General features: G+C 50.5%; 19 protein-coding genes. 8 read left to right on the forward strand and 11 right to left on the reverse strand.

From position 1 onward, the window contains the following. Nucleotides 1-58: 58 nt before the first annotated feature. Nucleotides 59-640 (forward strand): superoxide dismutase, encoded by a 582-nt coding sequence (locus ACZ5ZZ_RS10595; protein ID WP_464131040.1) that lies wholly within the window; start codon nucleotides 59-61, stop codon nucleotides 638-640. On the opposite strand, the gene ACZ5ZZ_RS10600 is transcribed toward ACZ5ZZ_RS10595, so the two are convergent. From ACZ5ZZ_RS10600 to ACZ5ZZ_RS10610, 3 genes are all read right to left on the reverse strand, one after another. Further along, nucleotides 637-1,254, reverse strand: coding sequence for a helix-turn-helix domain-containing protein (locus ACZ5ZZ_RS10600; protein WP_464139294.1), 618 nt, complete (start codon nucleotides 1,252-1,254; stop codon nucleotides 637-639). The two genes, ACZ5ZZ_RS10595 and ACZ5ZZ_RS10600, sit on opposite strands and share 4 nt — an antisense overlap. Nucleotides 1,255-1,289: 35 nt before the next feature. Beyond that, a complete protein-coding gene (locus tag ACZ5ZZ_RS10605) occupies nucleotides 1,290-1,694 on the reverse strand; it encodes a response regulator (protein ID WP_464117190.1) in 405 nt (134 codons plus the stop codon). A 61-nt stretch (nucleotides 1,695-1,755) separates the two neighbouring features. After that, on the reverse strand, nucleotides 1,756-2,634 hold the full coding sequence (locus tag ACZ5ZZ_RS10610; protein ID WP_464139296.1) for a ChaN family lipoprotein: 879 nt from the start codon (nucleotides 2,632-2,634) through the stop codon (nucleotides 1,756-1,758). A gap of 137 nt (nucleotides 2,635-2,771) precedes the next feature. Between ACZ5ZZ_RS10610 and rpmG the strand changes: the two genes are divergently transcribed. Genes rpmG through ACZ5ZZ_RS10625 form a run of 3 tightly spaced genes read left to right on the forward strand, consistent with a single transcriptional unit; the run spans nucleotide 2,772 to nucleotide 4,101 of the window. Then, nucleotides 2,772-2,951 carry a 50S ribosomal protein L33 gene (rpmG, locus tag ACZ5ZZ_RS10615; RefSeq protein ID WP_011164830.1) on the forward strand — a complete coding sequence of 60 codons (180 nt, stop codon included), beginning with the start codon at nucleotides 2,772-2,774 and terminating at the stop codon, nucleotides 2,949-2,951. Next, a complete protein-coding gene (gene dcd / locus ACZ5ZZ_RS10620; RefSeq protein WP_464117192.1) occupies nucleotides 2,951-3,487 on the forward strand; it encodes a dCTP deaminase in 537 nt (178 codons plus the stop codon). The genes rpmG and dcd overlap by 1 nt, the downstream gene beginning before the upstream one ends. Then, the gene (locus ACZ5ZZ_RS10625) at nucleotides 3,469-4,101 is read left to right on the forward strand and encodes a hypothetical protein (protein WP_464131045.1); all 633 of its coding nucleotides are present in this window, start codon (nucleotides 3,469-3,471) and stop codon (nucleotides 4,099-4,101) included. The genes dcd and ACZ5ZZ_RS10625 overlap by 19 nt, the downstream gene beginning before the upstream one ends. A 96-nt stretch (nucleotides 4,102-4,197) precedes the next feature. Here the strand turns inward: ACZ5ZZ_RS10625 and ACZ5ZZ_RS10630 are convergent, their stop codons facing one another. From ACZ5ZZ_RS10630 to ACZ5ZZ_RS10645, 4 genes are all read right to left on the reverse strand, one after another. Further along, nucleotides 4,198-7,221, reverse strand: a complete 3,024-nt coding sequence (locus tag ACZ5ZZ_RS10630) for a hypothetical protein (protein WP_464131046.1) — start codon at nucleotides 7,219-7,221, stop codon at nucleotides 4,198-4,200. After that, entirely contained in the window at nucleotides 7,211-8,644 is a 1,434-nt protein-coding gene (locus ACZ5ZZ_RS10635) for a transposase (RefSeq protein WP_464131048.1), read from the reverse strand. Before ACZ5ZZ_RS10635 ends, ACZ5ZZ_RS10630 begins: the two co-directional genes overlap by 11 nt. Before the next feature lie 168 nt (nucleotides 8,645-8,812). Further along, nucleotides 8,813-9,553, reverse strand: coding sequence for an alpha/beta fold hydrolase (locus ACZ5ZZ_RS10640; protein ID WP_464139298.1), 741 nt, complete (start codon nucleotides 9,551-9,553; stop codon nucleotides 8,813-8,815). Further along, nucleotides 9,540-10,556, reverse strand: coding sequence for a DUF2817 domain-containing protein (locus ACZ5ZZ_RS10645; protein WP_464131051.1), 1,017 nt, complete (start codon nucleotides 10,554-10,556; stop codon nucleotides 9,540-9,542). The genes ACZ5ZZ_RS10640 and ACZ5ZZ_RS10645 overlap by 14 nt, the downstream gene beginning before the upstream one ends. A gap of 131 nt (nucleotides 10,557-10,687) precedes the next feature. Between ACZ5ZZ_RS10645 and ACZ5ZZ_RS10650 the strand changes: the two genes are divergently transcribed. Further along, nucleotides 10,688-11,488, forward strand: a complete 801-nt coding sequence (locus tag ACZ5ZZ_RS10650; RefSeq protein ID WP_464117198.1) for a 2-oxoadipate dioxygenase/decarboxylase family protein — start codon at nucleotides 10,688-10,690, stop codon at nucleotides 11,486-11,488. A 33-nt stretch (nucleotides 11,489-11,521) separates the two neighbouring features. Here the strand turns inward: ACZ5ZZ_RS10650 and ACZ5ZZ_RS10655 are convergent, their stop codons facing one another. Further along, on the reverse strand, nucleotides 11,522-12,169 hold the full coding sequence (locus tag ACZ5ZZ_RS10655) for an HD-GYP domain-containing protein (protein WP_347359184.1): 648 nt from the start codon (nucleotides 12,167-12,169) through the stop codon (nucleotides 11,522-11,524). Between the two features lie 162 nt (nucleotides 12,170-12,331). On the opposite strand from ACZ5ZZ_RS10655, the gene ACZ5ZZ_RS10660 reads away from it, so the two are divergent. The 3 genes from ACZ5ZZ_RS10660 to ACZ5ZZ_RS10670 all read left to right on the forward strand — a co-directional run bounded on the left by ACZ5ZZ_RS10660 (nucleotide 12,332) and on the right by ACZ5ZZ_RS10670 (nucleotide 14,345). Beyond that, entirely contained in the window at nucleotides 12,332-12,994 is a 663-nt protein-coding gene (locus tag ACZ5ZZ_RS10660) for a hypothetical protein (RefSeq protein ID WP_464117199.1), read from the forward strand. A 179-nt stretch (nucleotides 12,995-13,173) separates the two neighbouring features. Continuing rightward, a complete protein-coding gene (locus tag ACZ5ZZ_RS10665; RefSeq protein ID WP_464139300.1) occupies nucleotides 13,174-13,563 on the forward strand; it encodes a hypothetical protein in 390 nt (129 codons plus the stop codon). Between the two features lie 56 nt (nucleotides 13,564-13,619). Continuing rightward, nucleotides 13,620-14,345: a rhomboid family intramembrane serine protease gene (locus ACZ5ZZ_RS10670; RefSeq protein WP_464139302.1), complete on the forward strand. Its 726-nt coding sequence runs from the start codon at nucleotides 13,620-13,622 to the stop codon at nucleotides 14,343-14,345. Nucleotides 14,346-14,411: 66 nt separating this feature from the next. Here the strand turns inward: ACZ5ZZ_RS10670 and ACZ5ZZ_RS10675 are convergent, their stop codons facing one another. From ACZ5ZZ_RS10675 to ACZ5ZZ_RS10685, 3 genes are read right to left on the reverse strand one after another with little or no spacing between them, the layout of a single operon-like run. Then, nucleotides 14,412-15,314, reverse strand: coding sequence for a hypothetical protein (locus ACZ5ZZ_RS10675; protein ID WP_464139304.1), 903 nt, complete (start codon nucleotides 15,312-15,314; stop codon nucleotides 14,412-14,414). Between the two features lie 56 nt (nucleotides 15,315-15,370). Beyond that, a complete protein-coding gene (locus tag ACZ5ZZ_RS10680; RefSeq protein WP_464139306.1) occupies nucleotides 15,371-18,466 on the reverse strand; it encodes a S8 family serine peptidase in 3,096 nt (1,031 codons plus the stop codon). Then, nucleotides 18,463-21,864 (reverse strand): hypothetical protein, encoded by a 3,402-nt coding sequence (locus ACZ5ZZ_RS10685; RefSeq protein WP_464131056.1) that lies wholly within the window; start codon nucleotides 21,862-21,864, stop codon nucleotides 18,463-18,465. Before ACZ5ZZ_RS10685 ends, ACZ5ZZ_RS10680 begins: the two co-directional genes overlap by 4 nt. Nucleotides 21,865-21,921 lie beyond the last annotated feature (57 nt).

Below are 21,921 nucleotides of genomic sequence, written 5' to 3' on the forward strand. Positions count from 1 at the left end.
CGGACTCTGACCCTATCCTGATGGTGGAATTTCAACCTGAACAACCAAGGAGACCCTTATGTCCTTTCAACTTCCTCCCCTTCCTTACGCCCAAGATGCTTTAGTTCCCCACATGTCGGCAGAGACCTTGGAATACCACCATGGAAAACATCACAAAACCTACGTGGACAATCTGAACAAACTTGTTCCTGGAACTGAGTTTGAAGGAAAATCCCTGGAAGAAATCATCATGACGAGCTCAGGCGGAATCTTTAACAATGCCGCGCAAATCTGGAACCACACGTTCTTTTGGAACTGCCTGTCACCGCAAGGCGGCGGCGAACCCACAGGTGAATTGGCTGCGGCCCTGATCCGCGATTTTGGCTCTGTCGAAAAATTCAAAGAACTTTTCGCTGAGGCCTCGATCAAACAGTTCGGCTCTGGGTGGGGCTGGCTGGTGAAAAATTCTTCCGGCAAACTTGAAATTCTCAGCACCAGCAATGCGGAAACTCCGATGACCAAAGGTCACACCGCTCTGCTAACTTGTGATGTGTGGGAACACGCTTACTATATTGATTATCGCAACAGCCGTCCAAACTTCCTGGCTGCATTCTGGAAGATCGTGAACTGGTCGTTTGTGGAAAAGAACTTCCGCGCCTAAAGCTTTGGTGTCAACGTCACCACGCTCAGGCCGATCGCACGGCCTGAGCCGGTATTGACATAGTTGTGGGCGGAATCGCCGGGGAAGGCCAGAACATCACCGGCCTTCAAAGTAAAACTTTCGCCACTGACCACCACGGTCAACTCGCCCTGCACACAATGCAGATACTCTTTCGTCCCAGCAGAGTGAGGCACCCCACCAAGACGTGCACCCACTTCAAACTCCATACGATCTATCGCCATCCCGGGAATAGGATCTGGCAAAAGCTTATAGACCAGGACATTGCCCTTGGCCTTTTTAGTCGCGGGAATTTCATTTTTTGGAATCAATTGGGTCTGTGAACGCGGTGTGGCCAGCAGTTCTTCAAAAGACACCTGCAGTGCCGCGCAGACGCTGGCCAAATTCACCAGCGAAGGATTGCCCATGCCACTTTCCATATTCGCCAACGTCGAACGCGGAATCCCGGCCAGCTTGGCGAGGGCTGCCTGGGTCAGGCCCCTCTTTTTTCGAAGCTCCGTAGTTTGCGCCGCCAGATTTTTTGCCAAAACGTCATAGGAAACAGTCATGCATCCATGGTACGGACTTAGCCATGGCAACGCAACAGCGTTAAACACCTGGCTGAAGCTGAAAATAACTGCGAACCCTGACTTTATTTATTGTGTTTGGTGTAGGCACCTTTGAGTTTGTCTTCAAAGATTTTCGCCGAGAACGGTTTGACGATATACTGGGAAACTCCTGCCAAAACGGCTTCGGTCACCTGATCGCGTTCGGATTCGGATGTCAGAAGAACAAAAGGCAAATTGGCAAATTCCGCCGTGGCGCGAACTTGTTTTAAAAGTTCCAACCCTTTCATCTTGGGCATGTTCCAGTCCGAAATCACCAGTTGGATCGGACTTCCGGCAGAGTTGTTTTGCAGAAGAACTTTCAGTCCCTGCTCGCCGTCTTCCGCCTCCTGAATATTCTTATAGCCCATGGCTTTCAGCGTGTTCTTCACCAGATCACGGATAGAAGGCATGTCGTCGATAACCAGGATGCGCGTTTCGAAGGGGAACATAGATGGAGTCTCCTCTACATCCCCCTATTCTAGAAAACCTGGTGTGAATCTCAAAGATTCTTTACAAGCCTGGACTTTCTGCTGGGGCCAACCACAGGAAATCCGCACGTGGTCCGTCGGTTTCAGATGGCGCCACTTCTTTGGCAATTTCAGATTCGCTCAAGCCCAGAGTATTGACCTGCGAGAAGGTCAGGACCGGGAACTCATCCCCGCGCACGCGCAGACGGTCCGGCAATCCGCCGCCAAACTGCACATGGAAGTCTCCGACCACAATCACGAGCACCTGATCTGGATGAGATCTTAGGAAGTCCGTCGCTTGCCATGCCATGGTGTCGTCCCAAATGGACTGCGCTGTAAAGTAGCGCTCCCCCGCTTCGGGGCTTGGCAGGTGCGGCATCATGGAAAGAAAGCGACGTTTGTAGGATTCACGCCCCAAAGAAAACTGCGGCGGCAGCAACGCCTTATCTTCCGGAGTCAGGGCCGCCAGTCCCTGTTTGGACACTTTGCCCGTCAGCGACCGGGGGGCATTGAGGGCCACCGTGGCCGCCCCTTCGCTCAGATCCGGGAACAGGGCCTGATCACGATAGAAATCATAGGACAGACCGCCCCATTTGATCTGCTGAAGAAACTCGGGCTCGGACAAAGCCCCCTGGCGGTAAGCCTGCACCAGCGGCTGATCTGTATATGTAAAAAATTCCATCCCGACGGAAACCACCAAGCCCTGGTCCCGAAGCGCCTGCATTATGGCAACCTGCTGAGCCTGATGTTCTTTGAATCCGTGATTTTCCCCGATGACCACGATAGAACCTGGTCTGACATTTTGAACGGCCTGGGTTAAAGACACCGGCTGAAGGCTGTTTCCGGTCAAAATGCCACTTGTTTGAGCATGAGCGCAGGCCAACATGAGCAAAGAACTAAAAAAAAGTCCAAAACCCTTCACGATTCTCCTCCTAGACACGAAATTGCCTGTTGAAGTTTCCTTTTTCCTTTGATACCTTGAGCCCCTTTGAAAAGGTATTGTCATTTTTTCTACACAACGCATGGCAATACAAACGGTTCAATTTAAGGGGTACCGCAATGGCTAAAAAGACAGGAAGAATCATCGTAACTCTTGAGTGCACTGAAGCTCGTGCTGAAGGCAAACCTGTTTCTCGTTACACTACTACTAAAAACAAAACTAAGACTCCAAGCCGTCTTGAGAAGAAGAAATACAATCCGAATCTTAAGCGTCACACAGTTCACAGAGAAACTAAGTAATGATTCTTACGGATCAGCAGATTCTCGAGTGCATGGAACAAGGTTCAATCAAGGTTGAGCCTTTCCGCAGGGAGTGCCTGGGTACGAACTCTTATGATGTTCACCTTGGTAAAACCCTGGCCGTGTACGAAGACAAGGTGCTGGACGCAAAGAAGCATAACCAAATTCGTACCTTTGAAATCCCGGAAGAGGGTTTCGTGCTTATGCCGGACACTCTCTATTTGGGCGTGACTTTAGAGTACACTGAGACTCTGAAACATGTCCCATTCCTGGAAGGTAAATCGAGCGTTGGTCGTCTTGGAATCGACATCCATGCCACTGCAGGCAAAGGCGATGTCGGCTTCTGCAACTATTGGACTCTGGAAATTTCCGTAAAACAGCCTGTGCGTGTTTATACTGGAATGCCTATCGGTCAGTTGATATACTTTGAAGTGAAGGGTGACATTTTAACTCCTTATAATGTCAAACCTTCCGCGAAGTATAACTCTAAACAGCCGATACCGGTAGAGTCCATGATGTGGAAAAATCAATTCTAAAGTCTCTGTTCATACTTGTTGTTTTGGCTTCGGCAGGCTGTGCGCCTGGCGAAGTTGAATCTATTTCTGGCCTTGATAGCTACACGGTCACAGGCGGCTCTTTCTCGCAGGCCGACTCCAACACCGTCAATGGCACGGGCTCCATAACTTTCACCAGCACGGTTCCAAACCTCAGCAGTCGCTCCATGACGCTGAAGGCCTCCTTGAATAATATCACTTTAGGCACTGTCACGGCGGTGATGTATTCCAATAGCACTGTTTTACCTTCTAATTCTGGCGTCCAAGTGAAGTTCATTCGTAACGGCGCCAGTGTTGCTGTGAAAATTTCTGTGAATGGGACCACTCTGGATGTCACTGGTGGCAATACCAGCTTTTTCTTCCCCACAGCTTTGGATGTCGTGATTGATATCCACAATGTCGGCACCAAAACGCGCGTCTATGTATGGCGCCGGGATATGACAATCTATTCCCCGGAAACTGCCGATATCGATTCAAACTCCGATCTTTCAGGCTCTTTGCCGAATGCCCTGGCTGGTGGAACTATCAATGGTCTGATTCTGGAAAATGCGACGGTCACAGCCGCTCAGGTTTCAACTTCCAAGGTTCTGGACTAATAAGACTTCGCTCTTAAAAAAAAGGCCTCGGTGATTCACCGGGGCCTTTTTTTTTATTTCTATCAATCTAATCTCTTACTGCTTTTGGCTTGGGCATCACTTGGACGACCTTGCTACTTCTTCAGCGATGTACCCCAGGATCTGAGCCAACTGCACACGGTCCGCCCACACATCCCATTTTTCCGGTTTGCCCTTCCACTTAAACATGAAGCGCGCTTTTTCCGTCAACGTCGTTGGCGGCTTTCCATAGCGCAAGATGAAGGTGAACACATCCAACAGATCCTTTTCCTTTAACGTTCCACTGTCCAGAAGGTCTTTTGCCAGCTCTCTCAAAAGACCTTTGAACGCCGGGAAGGCATTGATCGCTTCCTGGGTTGAAATGATCGCGTCTTTGTTTCGGTCAAAGCGCGCAAAGATCATTTCCACATACTGAATCACATGCGGAGTCAGGGCAATATCACCCATCATCGCCATATTCTGATCATTCGGAACATAGCCAGCAGCCATAAAGATGTTATTCATATAATAAGCCCACTCATCGGCGCTGGCCTTCTTCATGAAGGACACATACTCTGGCGTCGCTGACATAATATCAGCCATCACTGCTCTATAGGCTTTACGCACACAACTTAAATTCACTCGGCTGGAATCTGTCACAACCTCGCCGGGCTTAAAGCAGACTCTCACCAGCTCTTCACGCAGCTCAGAGTTGATGCTGACACCCGACCAGATCATACCGATCAGATCCGTGATTTCGGCCTGAGACGCCAAACTGTTGCCGTCTGAATGTGGCACAAAAATATTGGCTTCCCGGAAACGTGAGGAAGCAAAAGTCACGTTCTTAGGATCCAAAAGACCCATCTCAACAAAAATGGACTTGAGGCTGTTAAACCCACCTTCCACCTCTTGTAAAGTTGCTCCCTGATAAGTCTCAATTCGCTTTAAATCCGTTGCAAAAGACCGGATCAGCAGACGTGCCACAGCTCGGTTGCGATTCAGGTCCCGCAAACTCTTATGCGTATAAAGCTGCTCAAACTTGTTAGAGATAATGACAAAGCCCTTGTCGTTTGTCGTCATCGGCACGGGGCTGTCCACCGAAAGCAGCAACTCTTTCATCGCAGCCAGCAACGGACCATTGGACGCATCCAGAGCCCGGTTGGTGCGCTTCAGTTGATCCAGTAAATCCTTGCCACGAATGCCTTCGTCTTCTTTCCAGCCCTCGGCCATTTGTGCAAACATCAGTTCGGCATCAAGCCAGATCTGCATTTCCTGCCGTGCCACTTCAACCGAGGTCACAGTCAAAGCATTCGGCAACTGTCCTGATATGCGCATCTCGGGTGGATTCAGGATGTTGTTCAAAACCACTTTCACCAGCTGATCCGCCGACTGCTCGTTGATGGCTTTGGGGATCAGCTCCAGACGGATCATGTGTTTGACCAGCTTGTTCAGCTCGGCATGACTGAACTGATTTTCTTTTTTCACCAGCAACAGATCACGCAGGATGTTCAGACTTTGGTTGGCAAAGACGGACAGATAACTCAGAATGACCGGCTGTTGGAACGACTGCTCTTTCAGGAAGTAGTCGTAATACAGATAATCCGAATACGCACGCGCGGCAAAGCCCAGCAAAACACTCCAATTGGATTTGCGCAAAGAAGAATCATTCCCGCCCAGCACGATGTTTTTCGCATCTATGACCAGCGGCAGATAGGCTTTCACCTTCTCTGTCAGGCCGCGGCCTTCTTTCGGAGGATAAAGAAGTTCGATCTCTCGAACGATATTATTCAGGTCATTCAGGTCATAGGAGCCTTCGAACAAAACCCCGGCCTCACGCACGGTGGCTTCCAGAACGAACTGAGATTCCATGTAAAGCTTCTGTGACTCTTCCGGACCATACATTTCCGGATCCCACTCGCGCCCATAAATGGAATAATAAGGCATGAAACGCTCAATCAGCGTCTTGATACGACTGACTTTCAGACGGGCCGTTTCAAAGTCCGTGGTGGTCAGGGAATCCACACTGCCCCCGAAGAACAACTGCTTGATCTTCATGCCCTCAAAGACCAATCCGGTGGAGACTTTGAATTCCGGCCACACGACTTCCAGGGTTTTCAGAAGATCAAAAATCTCGTCCCGAGAAACCACACCTTCCGGCTTTTCTGCCACCAGATCCTGGAAGACAGACAATACGTCCTCAACCGTGCGCGCCAGATAGGAAAGACGATACCCCGTCCCCGTCTCGGGAACAGACTTGATAAAATAGTGATAACGCAAGAACTGCACGTATCCGCGGGCCCCCAGCAGACTGAAGCGGCGCCACTCATTGGGGGTGATGGAGTTTTCATCCCCGCCCGCAAGAGCCTTTTTCACTTTCCTGATGATCGGCATGTACTTGCTGATCACCTCCGGGAATTCCCAGGTTTCACCAAAGAGCTGGGACATTTCGCGCATCAAAACAACAAAGTCGGACAGATAATAACTTTGACCATTTTTTTCGATCAAAGAAGCCAGCGTGCGGGCCGCATCCTGAATTTCTTTATTGGCCTCTTCAAAGTAACGGACATCCCGCTGCATACTCGGGGTTTCAGAAACCTCCCAGCGCAAGGCGATGACCTTCATGTACGGATTCAGATTCACGGTGATTTCACGCAAGCTGCGAATCAAGGAAATGGTTTTATCCAGCTCCGCGCGAGTCAGATAGTCCCGGCTGCCGCCCAGAAAGACCTGTTTCAGCTTCATGAATTCCACCTGCAAAGCCGGGGAAATCGTGATTTTTTCCTTCGGATCCAGGAAGTTTCTTTCCAGGAAGGTCGCCAGCTCCTGAGAAGTATAGCGATCGGCATTGCGTCCGCGCACATACCGTTTGAACTTTTCAACTGCACTGCCAATGCAGTCCCAGGTGGTTTCAAGATCCCCGGTTTTGGCATCGCCGACAATGAATGCTTTCACGACCGGCTTGGCGTCACTTAAGCACTGCGTACCGCCGAACTCCTGAGCATCCGGCGGCGGAGGCTCTTCACCGACTTTTGAATCACAGGCCGCAAGCCCTGCTGTCAGACTCAAAAGCAAAAGGGCCTTTGTCAGACCCGATGATAAGTTCGCTGAAATTTTAGAAAACATAAGTCATGCCCCCGTAGAACCGGTCGTTCGCACGGTATTGATTGAGGAAACCTGACGGGTCATGATTTTCATCCTGCACCCCCAGAACGTCGCCTCCAACGACCAAAGCCCATTTCTGACTTGGATAATAAAGGAACTCTGTATTAAGCAAAGATCCCCTCTGATCATAGTCATACAAATATTTAAAACGAGTCACAAAAGGACGACGGAAGAAGCTGGCAAGCTGTCCTTCCACGCGAACTGACAGCGCATTGGTGAACTTCAGACGTTCATCAAACATCGTAAAATCATCAGGCGTTCCGTCAGAAAGAATATCCTGAATTCCGCCACCTTCAATTTTCAGGTACTCCAACTGGAAGGCCAGCGTCTTGGTGAAAATATCGGACAAAGAAAAATCAAATGCCGCTGAATAGGCTTTGATGGGCATCAATTTCTGAATAGACCATTCCGGATCCGGACGTTTTTCCACCGGATCATCTTCCAGATATGACAGCGAAGCTTTCATGCGGCCCAAGGTATAACCGACATCCACGGATTTCAGAATATGATGAGTGACATCCGGAGACACCGTCACATCGACTTTTTCCTCGGAAGCGGCCTTAAAGTTCTTACGCTTTAAGATAAGCTCATTCACAGGCAGGTAACCCCCGCTGAGCACAACCCAGGGACCCTTTTCCTTGTTTCCAAGTCGTCCCATCATCGCCGCCCCACCATTGTCAGCAAGTTTGGCAGCTTCGGGAATATCCAGTTTGTACTGAATGGTGTTGATGTTGTTATTGAAGTCGTAATTGCGTGACGGGGCACGATACCAACGGCTGTCTGAAACAAGACCGCCGCCCTCTTCGCGGATGTCCGGCCCCATGCTGGGGATGAACACCGGAGTCGCCATGCCGACAATTTCCCAGCCACTGGTGTTATAGTCAGCAAAGAAACCCGTCAGGCCCTGCTCTTCCGGACGAAGAGCATCAATGGCAAACTTCGGCTGCCACAGACCCAACTGCCAGCGGCGATCCATCTCACTCCAGTCTTTCTTTTTACGACCGGCAAAGACACGGAAGTTTTGACCTTTGGAGGCGATGTAAGCCTCCGAGACGACGATATGCGACTGTCCTCGGCTGAAGAAGGTCCCGCCCGAAAAGTCCCCGGCAAAATCAGCCCAGGAGGTTTCTTTAAGTCCGGTCAGACGTGCCGAAAGAAGCTGACTGTAAGTCAACTGAGGCGCCTCCGGTATCACCGACATGTACTGCATGCCTTCCATACGGATCTGACCATAAACTGTTGCTGGTTTTGACTTGGACGATGGGGCTTGGATAGAGCTCACCCCTGCGGCTTGAGGTAATTTCAAGCTCGTGGATTGGGCCATGGCCTTAGGGGCTGCCGCGGTACTTAAAAATGCCGCCGCAATATAGGTCCTTACTCTCACATTCGCCTCTAGATAAAAGTCTAGGGGATAGAAAATAAGAAAAGCCCTCTGGAGTCAACGGAACCACGCGTTGATGTGTCTCAAATCAAATATAGAGGACTTGGTGGTAAAAAAACCCCGATATGTTTGAAAAATCTACCCCGAAAAAGACCCCATAAAAAAGGTCTTTTAGAGCAACTGCTCCAGCAGCCATTGCGGGTCGTCAACCGGCACATCATGCCCGGCCCAGGGGTGCATCTGCGCCTTCAGGCCCCACTGTTCGGCGATCTTAAGGGTGCACTTGGCTGACACCAGACGATCCCCATGACTTCCCAGCAATTTCACCTCTCCGGGAGGCTGTGCGGGAAAGCGGTACTGCGAAGCCGCCAGCAACTGACGAAACACGTTGGTCGGATTCATCGGATACTTTCTAGAGTACTCAATCATCGCAGGCAGTTCCGCCTCGCGACGTTCCTGATTGTTCACGATCATGCCCAACACGGTTTTTTCCCACAGCTCAGCATCCTCCAGTTTTCCCAAAAGCTTCAGCCCCTGCGGCACATTGGCCAGATAGAAACGATGATAAAACGGCGACAGCCCCGCGGAACTGGTGCAGGTCAAGAATGCTCTTTTTACTTCATGCGGATATTCCCGCATCCACTCCACCGTGATCATGGATCCCAAAGACACAGAAAGGATTTGAAAGGGCTGGCCATTTTTGACATAGCTGCAACGCAAACGCAAATCCTTCACATAGTCCGCAATTCGTAGGGGGCTGCTTTCCAAGTGGCGCGAACCATTGCCCGGCAAATCCAGAAACTCAAAACGATCTTCTGGGAAGTGTTTCTGAATGGTCTCTGCGAACGAACCCCAATGCCCCACACCACGCGCAAGACCGCGCAATAAAAGCCAGTTTCTACCGTTCGCCATACCAAAGCTCCTTTGCTTTCTGTTCAAGTTGCTGCACCTTGTGCGGCTCGTTTCCGACCCAAGCCTGAGGCGAACTCAAGGCCCGAATCAAAAACTCCATCAGAGTGTTGTGCCGACGCAGAGTCCGTTTGTGACGATGCCCTTTCAGAGGATTGAACGGCCCCTCGGCGCTGAATATCTGCCACGGATTTTTTTTCACCCACAGCCAGGACCCCATCTCCAGACACAGAGGAACATAGATCTGCCCCTGTGTCCGGCCCGAATGGTTGTCATAGAGGTAGTCCCACAAATCTCCATGAGTTGTGTAGTTCTGCGCCTGAGGCTCGACCCGATAAAAGTGATGCGGATAAGTGCGGTCCAAAAGCTCTTTCAGTGCATAACACAGGTGCAGATCCGGATACGGCTTCACCGTCTTGGCATAAGGGAACCACAAACGATCCTGCAAACCAAAACCAGAGTGCAAATCCAAAGTGATCGCAAGGGGGCTTTGCGCGATTTCTTTTTGAACGGTATCCACCAAAGCCTGGGCCTCCAGCTGCATCGGCGCCCCCAGCTCTCCCCGGTACCAGGGCAGTTTGTTGCTGAAGCGATGCCCCCCAAGAAGAAACTGCGGATTGTCCGCCTCCACAGGCGCATTGCGCATCAGATCCACGCCGTTGGGATTGCAGCGGGTCTTGCGCTGAATACCGACAGGATTGACTGTGGGAATAAAGAAAATACGAATATTCTGTAACGTCTGCTGAAGAGTCACATCCCACTGGGCCAGTTCCGCCAAAGAATTCATCAATGCGACACACACCTGGGCGCCGATGCGCTCCAACCCATGCACCCCGCCGACAAAACCCAATACCGGCGCTTGGGGATCCTGACTGCCAAAACTGACTTTGTAGATGGGAAAGCGCAGATCCTCGTGCTCACTGTAAGCCAGCACTTCCGCCCTCCCGGTGGAGCCCAAAGCTTCGATCTTTTTTTCAATTTGTTGGATCTCAGGCAACGTTGTCATTTTTACTCCACAGGAACCCTATTCTTAGTGATAATCTTCCGGCCTCCAACGCTTAACGCTCGCAGCCATTGAAGGGGCGTTGCGCCTCTTTGCCAAGCGGAGTAGTCTTCACGCATACAGGAGAGAAAATTATGATGACTCTGGACACCCTATTGCAAAAAATGTGGGTTGATTATTGTGAACTAAACCCTGCTGCCAAACGCATTTATGACATTTTCACCGCTGAGGGTGAAACTGTGCTGAATGACCACATCGCTCTGCGCACCTTCAACCATCCCCGCCTGGGCATTGAATCCCTGGCAAAGCACTTCAAAAAACTGGGTTATGTTGAAAAGGGTGAATACACGTTCGTGGAAAAGAAGCTTTATGCCAAACACTACGAACACCCCAATATGGACAATCCCAAAATCTTCATCAGTGAGCTGGAACTGGAAAAGGTGTCCCCATTCGTGCGCGAAACCGTGAACAAACTGGTGGATCAGGTTCCGGACTCTTTGATCGAAAGCGAGGCCTTCGCAATGGCCGGTCGCCCATGGAAAATCACCTGGGATGTGTACGCTGCGCTGGCGAAGGAAAGTGAATACGCCAGCTGGGTGGCCGCCTATGGTTTCCGCCCCAACCACTTCACCGTCAATATCAACAAACTAAAAAAGTTCAATGACATCAAAGTGCTCAACCAATTCGTTCAGGAAAAAGGTTACACTCTGAACAAATCGGGCGGCGAAATCAAAGGAACACCCGAGGACTTCCTGGAGCAAAGCTCCACCATGGCCTCTGAAATTCCAGTGAAATTTGACGATGGCAGCACTCACAACATCCCGGGATGTTATTATGAGTTCGCCAAACGTTATCCACTGGCCAACGGCCAATTGTATCAGGGCTTTGTCGCCAAATCCGCTGACAAAATCTTTGAAAGCACGAACAGACAATAGAAAGAAAAATGCCCTCTGAAAGAGGGCATTTTTTTAAGCGATTTTTTTAATCAGATACTGAAGTGTGTCCTGGTCCGGCGCCTGATCTTTCCAGTGCCCGTGGGCTTGCAAAAAGATTTTCACCAGTTGTGGATCAAACTGAGTGCCCGAGCAGCGCTTAAGCTCCTCATACACCACTTCCATCGGCAGACCTTTGCGGTAAGCTCGGGTTTCAGACATCGCATCACACGTGTCCACGACCAGAATGATCCGCGCAATCAGCGGAATCTCATCCCCGTTTTTCTTATCCGGATACCCACGTCCATCGACACGTTCGTGATGACCACGAATCCCCGGCAGTATCTCTGCAAAGAAATCGTGCTGTGCCAGAGGCTTGATGATCTCTTCACTCAAAACCGGGTGGCACTTCATCAATTCATACTCTTGATCCGTCAATTTGCCCGGCTTGGCGATGATTTCCTGAGGAACCCCAATCTTGCCAATATCATGGAAAAGACCTGCGAACTCCGCCAGTTTTTGTTGATACTCATTCAGGCCGGCATCACGTGCCAGTTTGCGGGACATCTCACCCACGCGGCAGCAATGCGCGTACGTCAACGGGTCCACAATCTTCAAAGACTGCATCAATGCTTGAGCCGCATCATAGGCCCAAGTCGGAATGTTTCCCCAGGAAGAAGACATGGCACTCCCTTTGTTCCCCTGTTACAGTTTCTAATTCGGCCGAAACACAGGAATACTTAAACATAAGGAATGTTTGGGTCTCATCCTGAGACAACTTCTCGTTGACAGCCCCAGTGCGGATTGAAAGACTTTAGTCTGATACATCATCTTGGAAAGGATAACATGAAAAAGCTCTTCATTCTGTGTGCCCTATTGGCCTTTTCATCTTCGGCCTTCGCCCAAAAAATCAAAGTTCGTAAAGTCAAAGGCAGCCAGGCTATAATTGATTTTTCTGGCGGCAGTCTGGCGCCAGGCCAAGTCTATGAGCTGGCGCCGGATGAATTTGGCGACACGACCATGAGCCAGTCCATGCGCAAATATCTGGTCTCCGTCAGCTTCAGCCTGATGAACACCAAGTCCGATGCTGCTGGATCTTCCAATGAAACAGATCTTTCCATCTCCGGACGCTTTGGCTGGAACTTCGCTTCCTATGAAGTGGGTCCTTTGGGTTCTTATGCCTCTGATGCCACTGGCAGTGTGACTGCGACCACTCTGTCCCTCGGAGGCTGGGCGGACTATAACATGATCTCCAACACTCCAGGCGAGATCTTTATCTACGGCTTGGGAGGCATGGGATCTTTTGGTCAGTATGACAACGGATCCGGCGCCAAGAGCGATCTGATGACCGTGTTTGCCGGGCCTTTTGTAAAATGGTTCCCGACAGGCAGCAACGTCGGCTTCCGCATGGATGGCGGCTACATCTATCAGAAGAAATCCGGCGGAGTGGGCTCTGACATCACGGTGACCGGACTTTCCCTGCAAGCCGGCTTGATCGGTTATTTCTAAGCATCTAAAAACAGACCAGGGTTCTGCAAGACCCCCTGGTCTCTGCCCGACCCTTTTAGGCTCCCTGTCTACAATCTGGACACTGAAAGTATGTTACTTTTCAGTTTAGCCATCGGCACGCTTTGCATGTTTAGGCTGATCGGATAAGTGTCATTGCTTGAAATAAAAAAGGAGTCTCCATGAAAACGATCTTTGCAACCCTGGCGCTGCTCAGTGCCTCCGTCAGTTTTGCCTCTCAGAGCGAAACTTCGCAAAGAGCCACGGAAGTTTTGCTCAATCAGGCGGCCACGACGTCGGTAAAAGTTCAGGGTGACTCTGGGAGTGTGGAAAAGAAGCTTTCTACGGTCCTAGCCGAAGCCCTGATTTCCAGTGATGGCTCGGCGTCTCTGACATCCACTTACTGCACAGGCAACAGCTATGACGGCACCGATGAATGCACTCTTTCCATCACCAGCAAAAATGCCGATGGGAAAATTCAGGTAATCAAAGTGTCCTTTGAAACATTCAGAGATAAAAAAGGACTGCCGGACTCCTTGGTGACGACTCCTTACGTGTTTGTTTCCAAATAGTCAGCCTATCTTGACAGGGCCTCTAAAAGACTCATCTTTGTTGCCGGAGGTCCTCTATGCAATCCACCCCACCCTTGGCGGAAACCACCACGTTTTCTGTGGTTCGCCGCACCTGGCTTAGCCGCCGCCCCCGCTTTCGCGCCAGTCTGATTGCCGCTTGGTCCGTCTTTATCCTTATCGTCACGGCTGTGGCTTACTGGAAGGACATTGGCGGGGTCTCGTCTTTGATGGTTGCATCGAACGAAGGGGTCTTGCAAAAGCATGAATACTGGCGCCTTTGGTCGGCGCTTTTTGCTCACGCGGACCTAGGACATTTAGCCTCGAACGCTTTGGGAATCTTCGTTCTGGGATATCTGCTGACAGGTTACTTTAGTTTGTGGTTATTCCCCATCGCCGCTTTAGCTGTGGGAGGCCTTGCGAATCTGCTGACATTGCTCAGCTATGAGCCACAAACCCGCCTGATTGGAATCTCCGGCGTGGTGTACTGGATGGGTGGCGCCTGGTTGGTGCTCTACCTGCTATTGGACCAGCAGCGCAGCCTGACCCAAAGGATTCTGCGGGTGATGGGCGTGGCTCTGGGGATCTTTATGCCCGCCTCGGCCTTTGATCCGACTATCAGTTACCTGTGCCATTTTTATGGATTTATTCTGGGATTACTTAGTGGCGGAATTTATTACGCCGTTAACCGGAAGACGTTCCTGAAAGCTCTTATTATTGAGCAGGTTGTTGAGGAATCCCCCTCCGAAGACAATCCCCCCGAAGCGGTTCCCCCATCGTTTTAGGGCAAAAAAAAGAGGCTCCCTGACAAGGGAGCCTCTTTAAGTATCTAAGCTATAAAAGCCCGACAATTACCAGTTGAAGCTGGATTCGTCGTAACCCCAGTTAGCAAGAGCTTTTTTGTACATGCCCTTCATGAACTTTTGAGCCTGGTGAGGTTTCAAACCCAAAGCCGCAGCAGATCTGTTTGTTAGATCTTGCATACCTGCTTTGTCACCCAGAGAAAGATCTTTAGCAGCAGCCAAAGCGTCAGAGAACTGAACACCGAAAACAGCTTTGAAAGTCTTGTCCATGTCTCTTTCAGAAGTAGTGCCACGCTCTGCAGCCGCTACCGCCCAAGAGTTCAACGCAGAAGCAACTGCAACTGCTTTGTCTTGCTTGAAGCCGTATTCTTTCATCAAACGATCAGAAGCCATTTTAACAAGCTCTTTGTTTGCATCAGAGTTCAAAGCAGCAAAGTTTGTGTCTGAAGCAGAAGAAGCAGTTTTATCGTTGATCGCTTGACCGTAGTTAGCTTCACCGGAGTTTGCATTGTACAATACGCCGTTTTTACCCAACCAGTAAGTTCCGTTGGAGATATCCTCCCAGTAGAAACCAGTTGTACCGACACCGATAGTTGTACCACCGATATATCCAGCGAATTCACTTACGTTAGCATAGTACTGGAAACGGCCCAAATCGTCGTACACAGCTGCCTGACCGTTGGAATCGAATTTTACATACCAAAGATCGTCAGAACCGTAGCCACCTCTGTTGTAGTGTGGATCGTCAGTAACTTTGATACGCTGACCGTTGGACTTCAAGAAAGTACAACCAGGAGAAGCCTCCTGAGTCTGGCACACATCACCGTACACAGTTTCGTATGGGTAGTAGATCACTTGGCCGCCGCCGCCACCACCGCCGCCACCGCCACCGCAGGCAGCAAAGCCAGTAACAACAACTGTCGCTAGAATTCCACGCAAAACATTTTTCATGATGGTTTCCCCCTTATAGGTTTTTTAAATTGCGATCCTTAAAAATCGTCTTTTGTTTAATATGTCAAGTTAACCCGTAGCAATTTATCGCCACAATAGTAGTCGAAAGAGTGTGCTCCCTTGGCTCCATCGAACACAGGCGTTTCCAAAGGACGACAGCCTGTTCCTGACTTCAATCTCAAGCGAGCTGGTGACACCAGTTCAACCGCAGATCCATCCCTTGCAAAAACCGGTACCAACATTCTGACACCACGGCTGAGGCCTGAGCCCTCCGTTGTAAATAGTGCAGGGATCTTCGTTGTCGCATCGCGCGCATCCCGCAAAGTCAGCGGATAGTACGAATTAGACATAAATAGGTCAGGGAAGAACGTGTAACGCTCATAACTGCGGCTAATCACGCGTTGCGTATTCAGGTCATGATACTGAATTTCAGAGTTTGTCAGAACGAATGCACCCTTGCGTTGAAGCCCTGAATAAACCGCACGAACCCACAAAGCGGAGTCAAATTGGGACCGTTCTGCCTTCAACTGCTGATCCAGTAGTTCCCAATTTTTATTATCGAACACCGACAAACGCTGCTGACGATCCAAACCTTCACTGAACCAGAAGCTGCCAGCAAACTCATCTTTCTGATAGTCCAAAGAGTGCACTTTATCGACACGCGTATCTAAAATGTTTCTGTACGTGTTCTGGTTGGCGAAAAGATCCAGCTCCATAAAGTTCTCAACCCGCCCATCAATAATTTCTGCGATGGCGAAGTTATACAGGTAAGAAGGTTTGGCCTCAGTGCCCTGGTTCTTCGCTAAAAGAACAGGAACACGGCCTGCCACCACCTGGTCACGACGTGGCTCGATCACATCAATGATCTTGTAGCCATTGTGCTCTTCCAGAGCTTTTAGCTCGTTCTTTTCATTGATATAATAGAAACGCGTCTGCGATCTTTCGATATTATCCGGATTTTCCCAGCGATCTTTCAGGCTGCGCTTCTTGGCTGGGTCTTTACCCGCGCCCACCCACGCCGGACGTTTGGTGCCGCCCACTTTTTGCCAGTACATCGCAAATGGAATCTGCGCCACTTCGCTGGAATATTTGAAACTATCCAGAAGCTTCATGGATTTATCAAAGAAGAAGAAGCTCATGGGCGAAGGCCCCGGCTCGGTCGCCTCGCTGCGATCTTCAAATACACCCAAAGCGTATTCACTTTGCCCGTCATTATTCAGATCCAGACGAACCAGAATCTGGGCACGCAACTTTTCTTCAGCTTCCATGCGGATTTTTGTACCACCCACAACAGTGTAGGTCTCAGAACCGTTGTTCGCGGCCACCCACAACTGCCAGTTTTTCTCATCTCCAGCTTGCACGAAGTAATGTCGCTCTTCAGGATGGTTATCCAGATTCTCATCGATTGGCAGGAAGGAGGTGCGGGTTCTTGGCATTCCCGACAGCTTGAAGGCGTTTACATCCGCACCCACGGCGTCTGAATTGATTGGAACAATGATTTCGCTTTCCAGAACATAGCGACGGGCTTCCTGACCAGAAACACTTACGTCCACGGTCAAATCCAGTTCACTGGGAATACGGGACTTAGATGGATCGCTGTGATCCACAATACTCATCATCACCACAAACTTACGCACTTCCCCCTGCTTCCAGACACCAGGGTAAGGTGCAGACTCTTTCACGGCCGTGATCCACGGACGAGCGGCATCAGCATGAGGCTTCAGGAATTGGGCATTCATCTTCACTTTGCCGATTTCCACGTCCTGCCATTTATTGACGAAGGACACCTCGTAGCTCAAGTCTTTGCTTTTACGATCCCACAGGATTTCGGTTTTTTCCTTATCCGCAGGAACGATCAGCGGCTGGGCTGGCACTTTCAGGGAACGTTCTACGTCCATATTCCCGGCAACAGCAAATTTGCGATAAATTTCCCTTTCCGGGCTTAACGTTTGTCCATTTTGATGAGACCCGCCTTCCACCAAAGAAAGGTTGTTTTTCACAGGACGGGACCCAAGAACCAAACGAGCGTATACATCTTGAGCCGGAACTCCGCGCGCCAAAAGTTCTGCCACAGCGGCTGCAACGTAGGGTGAAGCCTGAGATGTTCCAGAAAGGAATTCGTAACCCAACGTCGAACGGAAACGCACCGGGCGTTTGCTTTCAGGATAGGTGCTCAAGATGTTCACACCCGGCGCCACGATATCCACGCCGGAACCGAAATTAGAGAAATGTGCAAACGCGCCGTCCGGACCGGAGGCGCCCACGCAAATCACGTTGGGATAGGCACAAGGACGCAACAGCGCACGAGTGGAGTCATTTCCCGCCGCCGCGACAATGATCACACCACGGGCTTGGGCTTCAACGATGACTTTTCTCATAAAGTCAGAGTCTGCGGCTTGCGGCCAGCCCATGGAGAAGTTAATCACCTGCGCACCGGAGCGCATCGCATAGATCACACCACGAGCGACCATATCGCCAAGACTTTCTTTGATGTGAGTGCGACCCTCTTCCAGTGGAGAGTCATAAATCGATAGCGGCTTCATAGGTTCGCTCGGTTGCACACCGATCACCTGCACCGGCAAAATCGAGACGTTTTCGCTTAAACCGCGCACGCCGATATTGTTATCCACTTCCGCCGCCACGATACCCGCCACGTGCGTTCCGTGACCTTGGTCGTCGCCAAAGTCAGGACGGCCCATGATGCCTGCGGCATTCATGCCCCCCAGTAAACTCCAGCCCTGACAGTCCAGCGGATAACCGTTCTTGTCCTGATCCACTTCCGGATTATTCAAATCCATCCATTTCTTTTCACAAGTCACGCGATCAGAATCCTTCACGCAGGCTTCAAACTTCGCCAAAGCCCGGCATTCTGATTCATTGCGATGAATGACATTTTTCAAGTCCGGGTGAGTCTTTTGAATCCCGGTATCCAGAACCGCCACGATCACCTTTTTAGATGCCTTGACGGGAACTGGCAGACGCACATCCTCCTGAGGACGCGCCGGGATCTTATACGTGTGCAAGGGGTCCAAGTCGATCATCTGTGGAACACCCTGATTGTTCAGGCCCCACTGCATCGAAGAAAATGGATCGGCCGCCTGCACCTGCTGAGCCACACTGAAAAAGATTAAGGCAAGAATCACGTGTCTCATCGGAAGCTCCCCAGTGTCTTGTCCAGCTCGATTGGAGAAATACGGGTCTTCGTCGCAAACATCTGGATCAGACCGTTGGCATATTCGATATGCTGCTTCGGATCCCCCAATGTGTTGGAGAAGTATTCAATGTCCCCGTCCTCATCACCCATACGGAAACCGTTGATGCGAACGAAGTAGATGTAATTTTCTTTACCCAGGAACTTCAGCAACTGTGGCAATGGAATTTGTTCTTCCAGGATGTAAATCACATTGGTCATCCACTGCGTCTGGGCTTTTTTGTCCTTAGGATAAGCCGCTGACAGCTTCATCAGACGTTCCAACCAAGGCAGCATGCAGTCAAAGTAGGTGCCATTCACCCAGGTGCCAGTGTAGTTCATAGACTTTTCTTTTTTGTGACGGTCTTGCTCTTCCTGACACTGATCAACGAATTTGCGTTCCCCGGCTTTGAAGTCGCCATTCCCCAGGACTGTCAGCATGTCCTTGTAAATTTCTTTATCATGAGGACGAGCCTCACGGCCCAGCTTTTCACTGATCTTCTGGAAGAAGCGACCGATGAACTTGGCTTTCGGCACGCTCTTACCGTCCTGATCCGGTGCCAGCACCAGATCCCGAATCTTGTCCAGACCCGCAGGAAGAATAGAAAGATTCGCTGTGATACGATAGAAGTCCACGGCCGTCACATTGGCAAAGGCTTCAGGCTCAATCAGGCGATAGGACGCCACAGGTGAGTTCTTCAGTTCACCCTGAACTTCATCAATAAGTTTCAGGAACTTCTTACGGTTTAAGTGCCAGCCACCCCAGACGTGTTGAACCACGCCCACAGAAGGGTACTGCTTGCCCGTCGTGGTCAGGTCCGCTTCGGTGTTGACGGTTCTCCAGTAGGCTTTGCCAAAGGGGGTGTTCGCCGGATTCGGATCATCACTGCGCGCCAGATCCACGCGGCCTTTAGGCGCCCACTTGTTGAGCAAACCTTCCACCCAGTCAAAGGCAAAACCCAAAAGATCGCGCCCCTTTAATTCCCCGCGCTTATTTGAGAACAAGGTCACTTCTTCATCTTTTGGATTCAACTCCGGCGCTTCTTCGCTGCGGGGGTAGCGGATTTTCAACAAATGATCTTCATTGAAGGAATTCACACGCATCGCGAAGAACTTGGATCGCACCTCGCGGGTTTTTAGATTGTGATCGATTTCAAACTTACGATGCTGGAATTTTGCGTACAACAATTCCGGATCATTGCTCTTGAACAGAGCACGCAAAGCCGGCTTCAGGTTGTCACGAGTTCTTTTGAAGTCCTGCACGAACTTCGCATCCGAATTTTCAGAATCAATGTATTCAGCGTACTCGGGATTGTAATCAATCACGAAGGCATCCGTATTCAGATCCGCCCATGTAGTGTTGGAACGAACACGCAGAATATTAATGAAATAGTTTACGTCCAGAGTCATTCCCAAAGCCTTGCTGGTCTGAGAACGCACATAAACCTGAACACCTTCTTTGGTGCGCATGAAGCTTGTCTGGCGCAGGATCGCACGGTTGGCGTCCACACCGACGGCCACGGTATTGAGGAAATTCAACGGGGAAATCCCCATCAGAACATCCAAAGAAGAAGAGGTCTGAGCGTAAGCAGACAACGCCACGGAATCCGTGATGGTGAAGACTTCACCTTCACGCAGATCGGCCAGGAAGGCATCCAACGGCTGACGAGTCGGCGCATCGGGAGTCGCACCTTTAATAGGGTCTTTTTCATCCAGGACACTGGAAAGTTTCGTCATGAATCGCGGGATCAACATGTCCTTCCAGGAAACCTTGGTGCCTTCCTGAATGGACGTCAAAGGACGCACGTGGGTATAGTCACGCATCACCATGATGTTGGCGCCTGCCATTGGTGTGACTTTAGGAACCCCATCCAGAGTCATAAAGTAACCCAAACGACCGGCAACACTGACGTTATCCACCAATTGAATTGGCGCGGAACTTCCGAAGTAAGTCCCTGTTGTCACGTGCCGAGTGGCTCCGAAGTTGAAACCACCCACCGGACCGCCCCAAGCTTCGACCTTTTGATATAAAGGCTCGTAAGGGCGCTGACGGATGTGTTCGATCACTCGTTGGGTCATTTCGTCACGGCGGCTTTGATACAAATCACCGACAGACAAAAGATCCAGCTTTTCATTGATATGATTTAGAACCGTGCTGATCGCCGCGGATTTGGCGCGGATACCCATGTAACGTTCCAAATCCCCATCCTGGAATGGCGATTGACGATCCCCGTGGGCAAAACGCTGCGGATAGCCCGGAACGAACTCCTGAGTCACCTTCCCGTCTTTAACCAGACCAGAGTGTGATGTGATATTCAGATCCGGCTTCGGCCAGCCGGAAACATTCTTAAGATTAAACAGCTCCAAGGCATTGTGAGCACGGTGAATCAGTTTTGCCAGTATCAGGTCTTCAAGTTCCTGCGGATAAGCCCCGGCACGCACGATCTCGACAAAGTCATTGTATCGTAGTTCCGACAGACGACGCACCAACCAGCGCACATCCTCATAACTTGCGGCAGAGAAGGATTCCGCCGACGGGTGATTGATGATCACGTGACCGGAAAGAACAGCCCCGAATTTCGCCGAGAAACGATTCACACTTTCTGGCAAGTCCACCAAAGCAAATGGCAGAATCAACGCACGATAGGCGCGATAGCGGGAATAACGCTGCACCGCTGGCAATTGATTAGGATTGTTTGGATCTGGAGCATAACCCCATTGGATATCAAAGTACTCTGCCACGGCTGGCTCCAGCATCGCGTCGGCAAAGACCACAGAATGGTTTTGGGTGTTGTCTTCTGTCACCCAGCCACGACTGTCAAAGTCAGAAATCATGGATTCCTGGGCATTTTTCAGGAAGGATTTCTTTTCTTCCTCAGACTTAAAGAATACACGCAGGTTGCGGTAATACTTTGGAGACGGAACATAGTAGCCGAGTTTTCTGAGCAGGGCTGCACGCATCAAAGTTGTGTGGGTCAGACGGCTTAAGCTTAAACGATAGAACAGGTTTGGGTTTTCATTGGACTGAACACGGGACATGTAGGTGAAAGGCAAGGCTGCTTCTTCAGACAGGAACTGCACTCCTCTTGCAGAGGTCGGATAGCTGCCCGGCACGTCTTCAACGCCCGGATAGACACGGTTTTGCCACATCTTGTTTTCAGCGGGATTCAGAACGCTCAGGTCCTGCCCCTGATTAGCCAAAGCTGCAGCCTGACCGACATCCAAAGCGGCACCCGTCTGACTGATAAGGTCCATGGCGGGCTTCTTTACCGAGTTCAACGGCAATGAAACGCTCTCGGCACTGGCGATCGAAAGAGCCATCAGGCATAACGCACAGACTATGACTATTCTGAGGGACATGGCGTATCCTTTTTTGTGGTGTCAAAGAGACCTTAAAAAGATCCCCGTCACCGGTTG

The sequence above is a fragment of the Bdellovibrio sp. HM001 genome, assembly GCF_055397275.1.

What these genes read in the sequence shown, in the direction of transcription:
- rpmG (WP_011164830.1), top strand. Translation starts at nt 2,772, where the DNA reads ATGGCTAAAAAGACAGGAAGAATCATCGTAACTCTTGAGTGCACTGAA.
- ACZ5ZZ_RS10675 (WP_464139304.1), bottom strand. Translation starts at nt 15,314, where the DNA reads ATGAAAAATGTTTTGCGTGGAATTCTAGCGACAGTTGTTGTTACTGGC.
- ACZ5ZZ_RS10660 (WP_464117199.1), top strand. Translation starts at nt 12,332, where the DNA reads ATGAAAAAGCTCTTCATTCTGTGTGCCCTATTGGCCTTTTCATCTTCG.
- ACZ5ZZ_RS10655 (WP_347359184.1), bottom strand. Translation starts at nt 12,169, where the DNA reads ATGTCTTCTTCCTGGGGAAACATTCCGACTTGGGCCTATGATGCGGCT.
- ACZ5ZZ_RS10650 (WP_464117198.1), top strand. Translation starts at nt 10,688, where the DNA reads ATGATGACTCTGGACACCCTATTGCAAAAAATGTGGGTTGATTATTGT.
- ACZ5ZZ_RS10595 (WP_464131040.1), top strand. Translation starts at nt 59, where the DNA reads ATGTCCTTTCAACTTCCTCCCCTTCCTTACGCCCAAGATGCTTTAGTT.
- ACZ5ZZ_RS10605 (WP_464117190.1), bottom strand. Translation starts at nt 1,694, where the DNA reads ATGTTCCCCTTCGAAACGCGCATCCTGGTTATCGACGACATGCCTTCT.
- ACZ5ZZ_RS10670 (WP_464139302.1), top strand. Translation starts at nt 13,620, where the DNA reads ATGCAATCCACCCCACCCTTGGCGGAAACCACCACGTTTTCTGTGGTT.
- ACZ5ZZ_RS10645 (WP_464131051.1), bottom strand. Translation starts at nt 10,556, where the DNA reads ATGACAACGTTGCCTGAGATCCAACAAATTGAAAAAAAGATCGAAGCT.
- ACZ5ZZ_RS10630 (WP_464131046.1), bottom strand. Translation starts at nt 7,221, where the DNA reads ATGTTTTCTAAAATTTCAGCGAACTTATCATCGGGTCTGACAAAGGCC.
- dcd (WP_464117192.1), top strand. Translation starts at nt 2,951, where the DNA reads ATGATTCTTACGGATCAGCAGATTCTCGAGTGCATGGAACAAGGTTCA.
- ACZ5ZZ_RS10640 (WP_464139298.1), bottom strand. Translation starts at nt 9,553, where the DNA reads ATGGCGAACGGTAGAAACTGGCTTTTATTGCGCGGTCTTGCGCGTGGT.
- ACZ5ZZ_RS10680 (WP_464139306.1), bottom strand. Translation starts at nt 18,466, where the DNA reads ATGAGACACGTGATTCTTGCCTTAATCTTTTTCAGTGTGGCTCAGCAG.
- ACZ5ZZ_RS10665 (WP_464139300.1), top strand. Translation starts at nt 13,174, where the DNA reads ATGAAAACGATCTTTGCAACCCTGGCGCTGCTCAGTGCCTCCGTCAGT.
- ACZ5ZZ_RS10685 (WP_464131056.1), bottom strand. Translation starts at nt 21,864, where the DNA reads ATGTCCCTCAGAATAGTCATAGTCTGTGCGTTATGCCTGATGGCTCTT.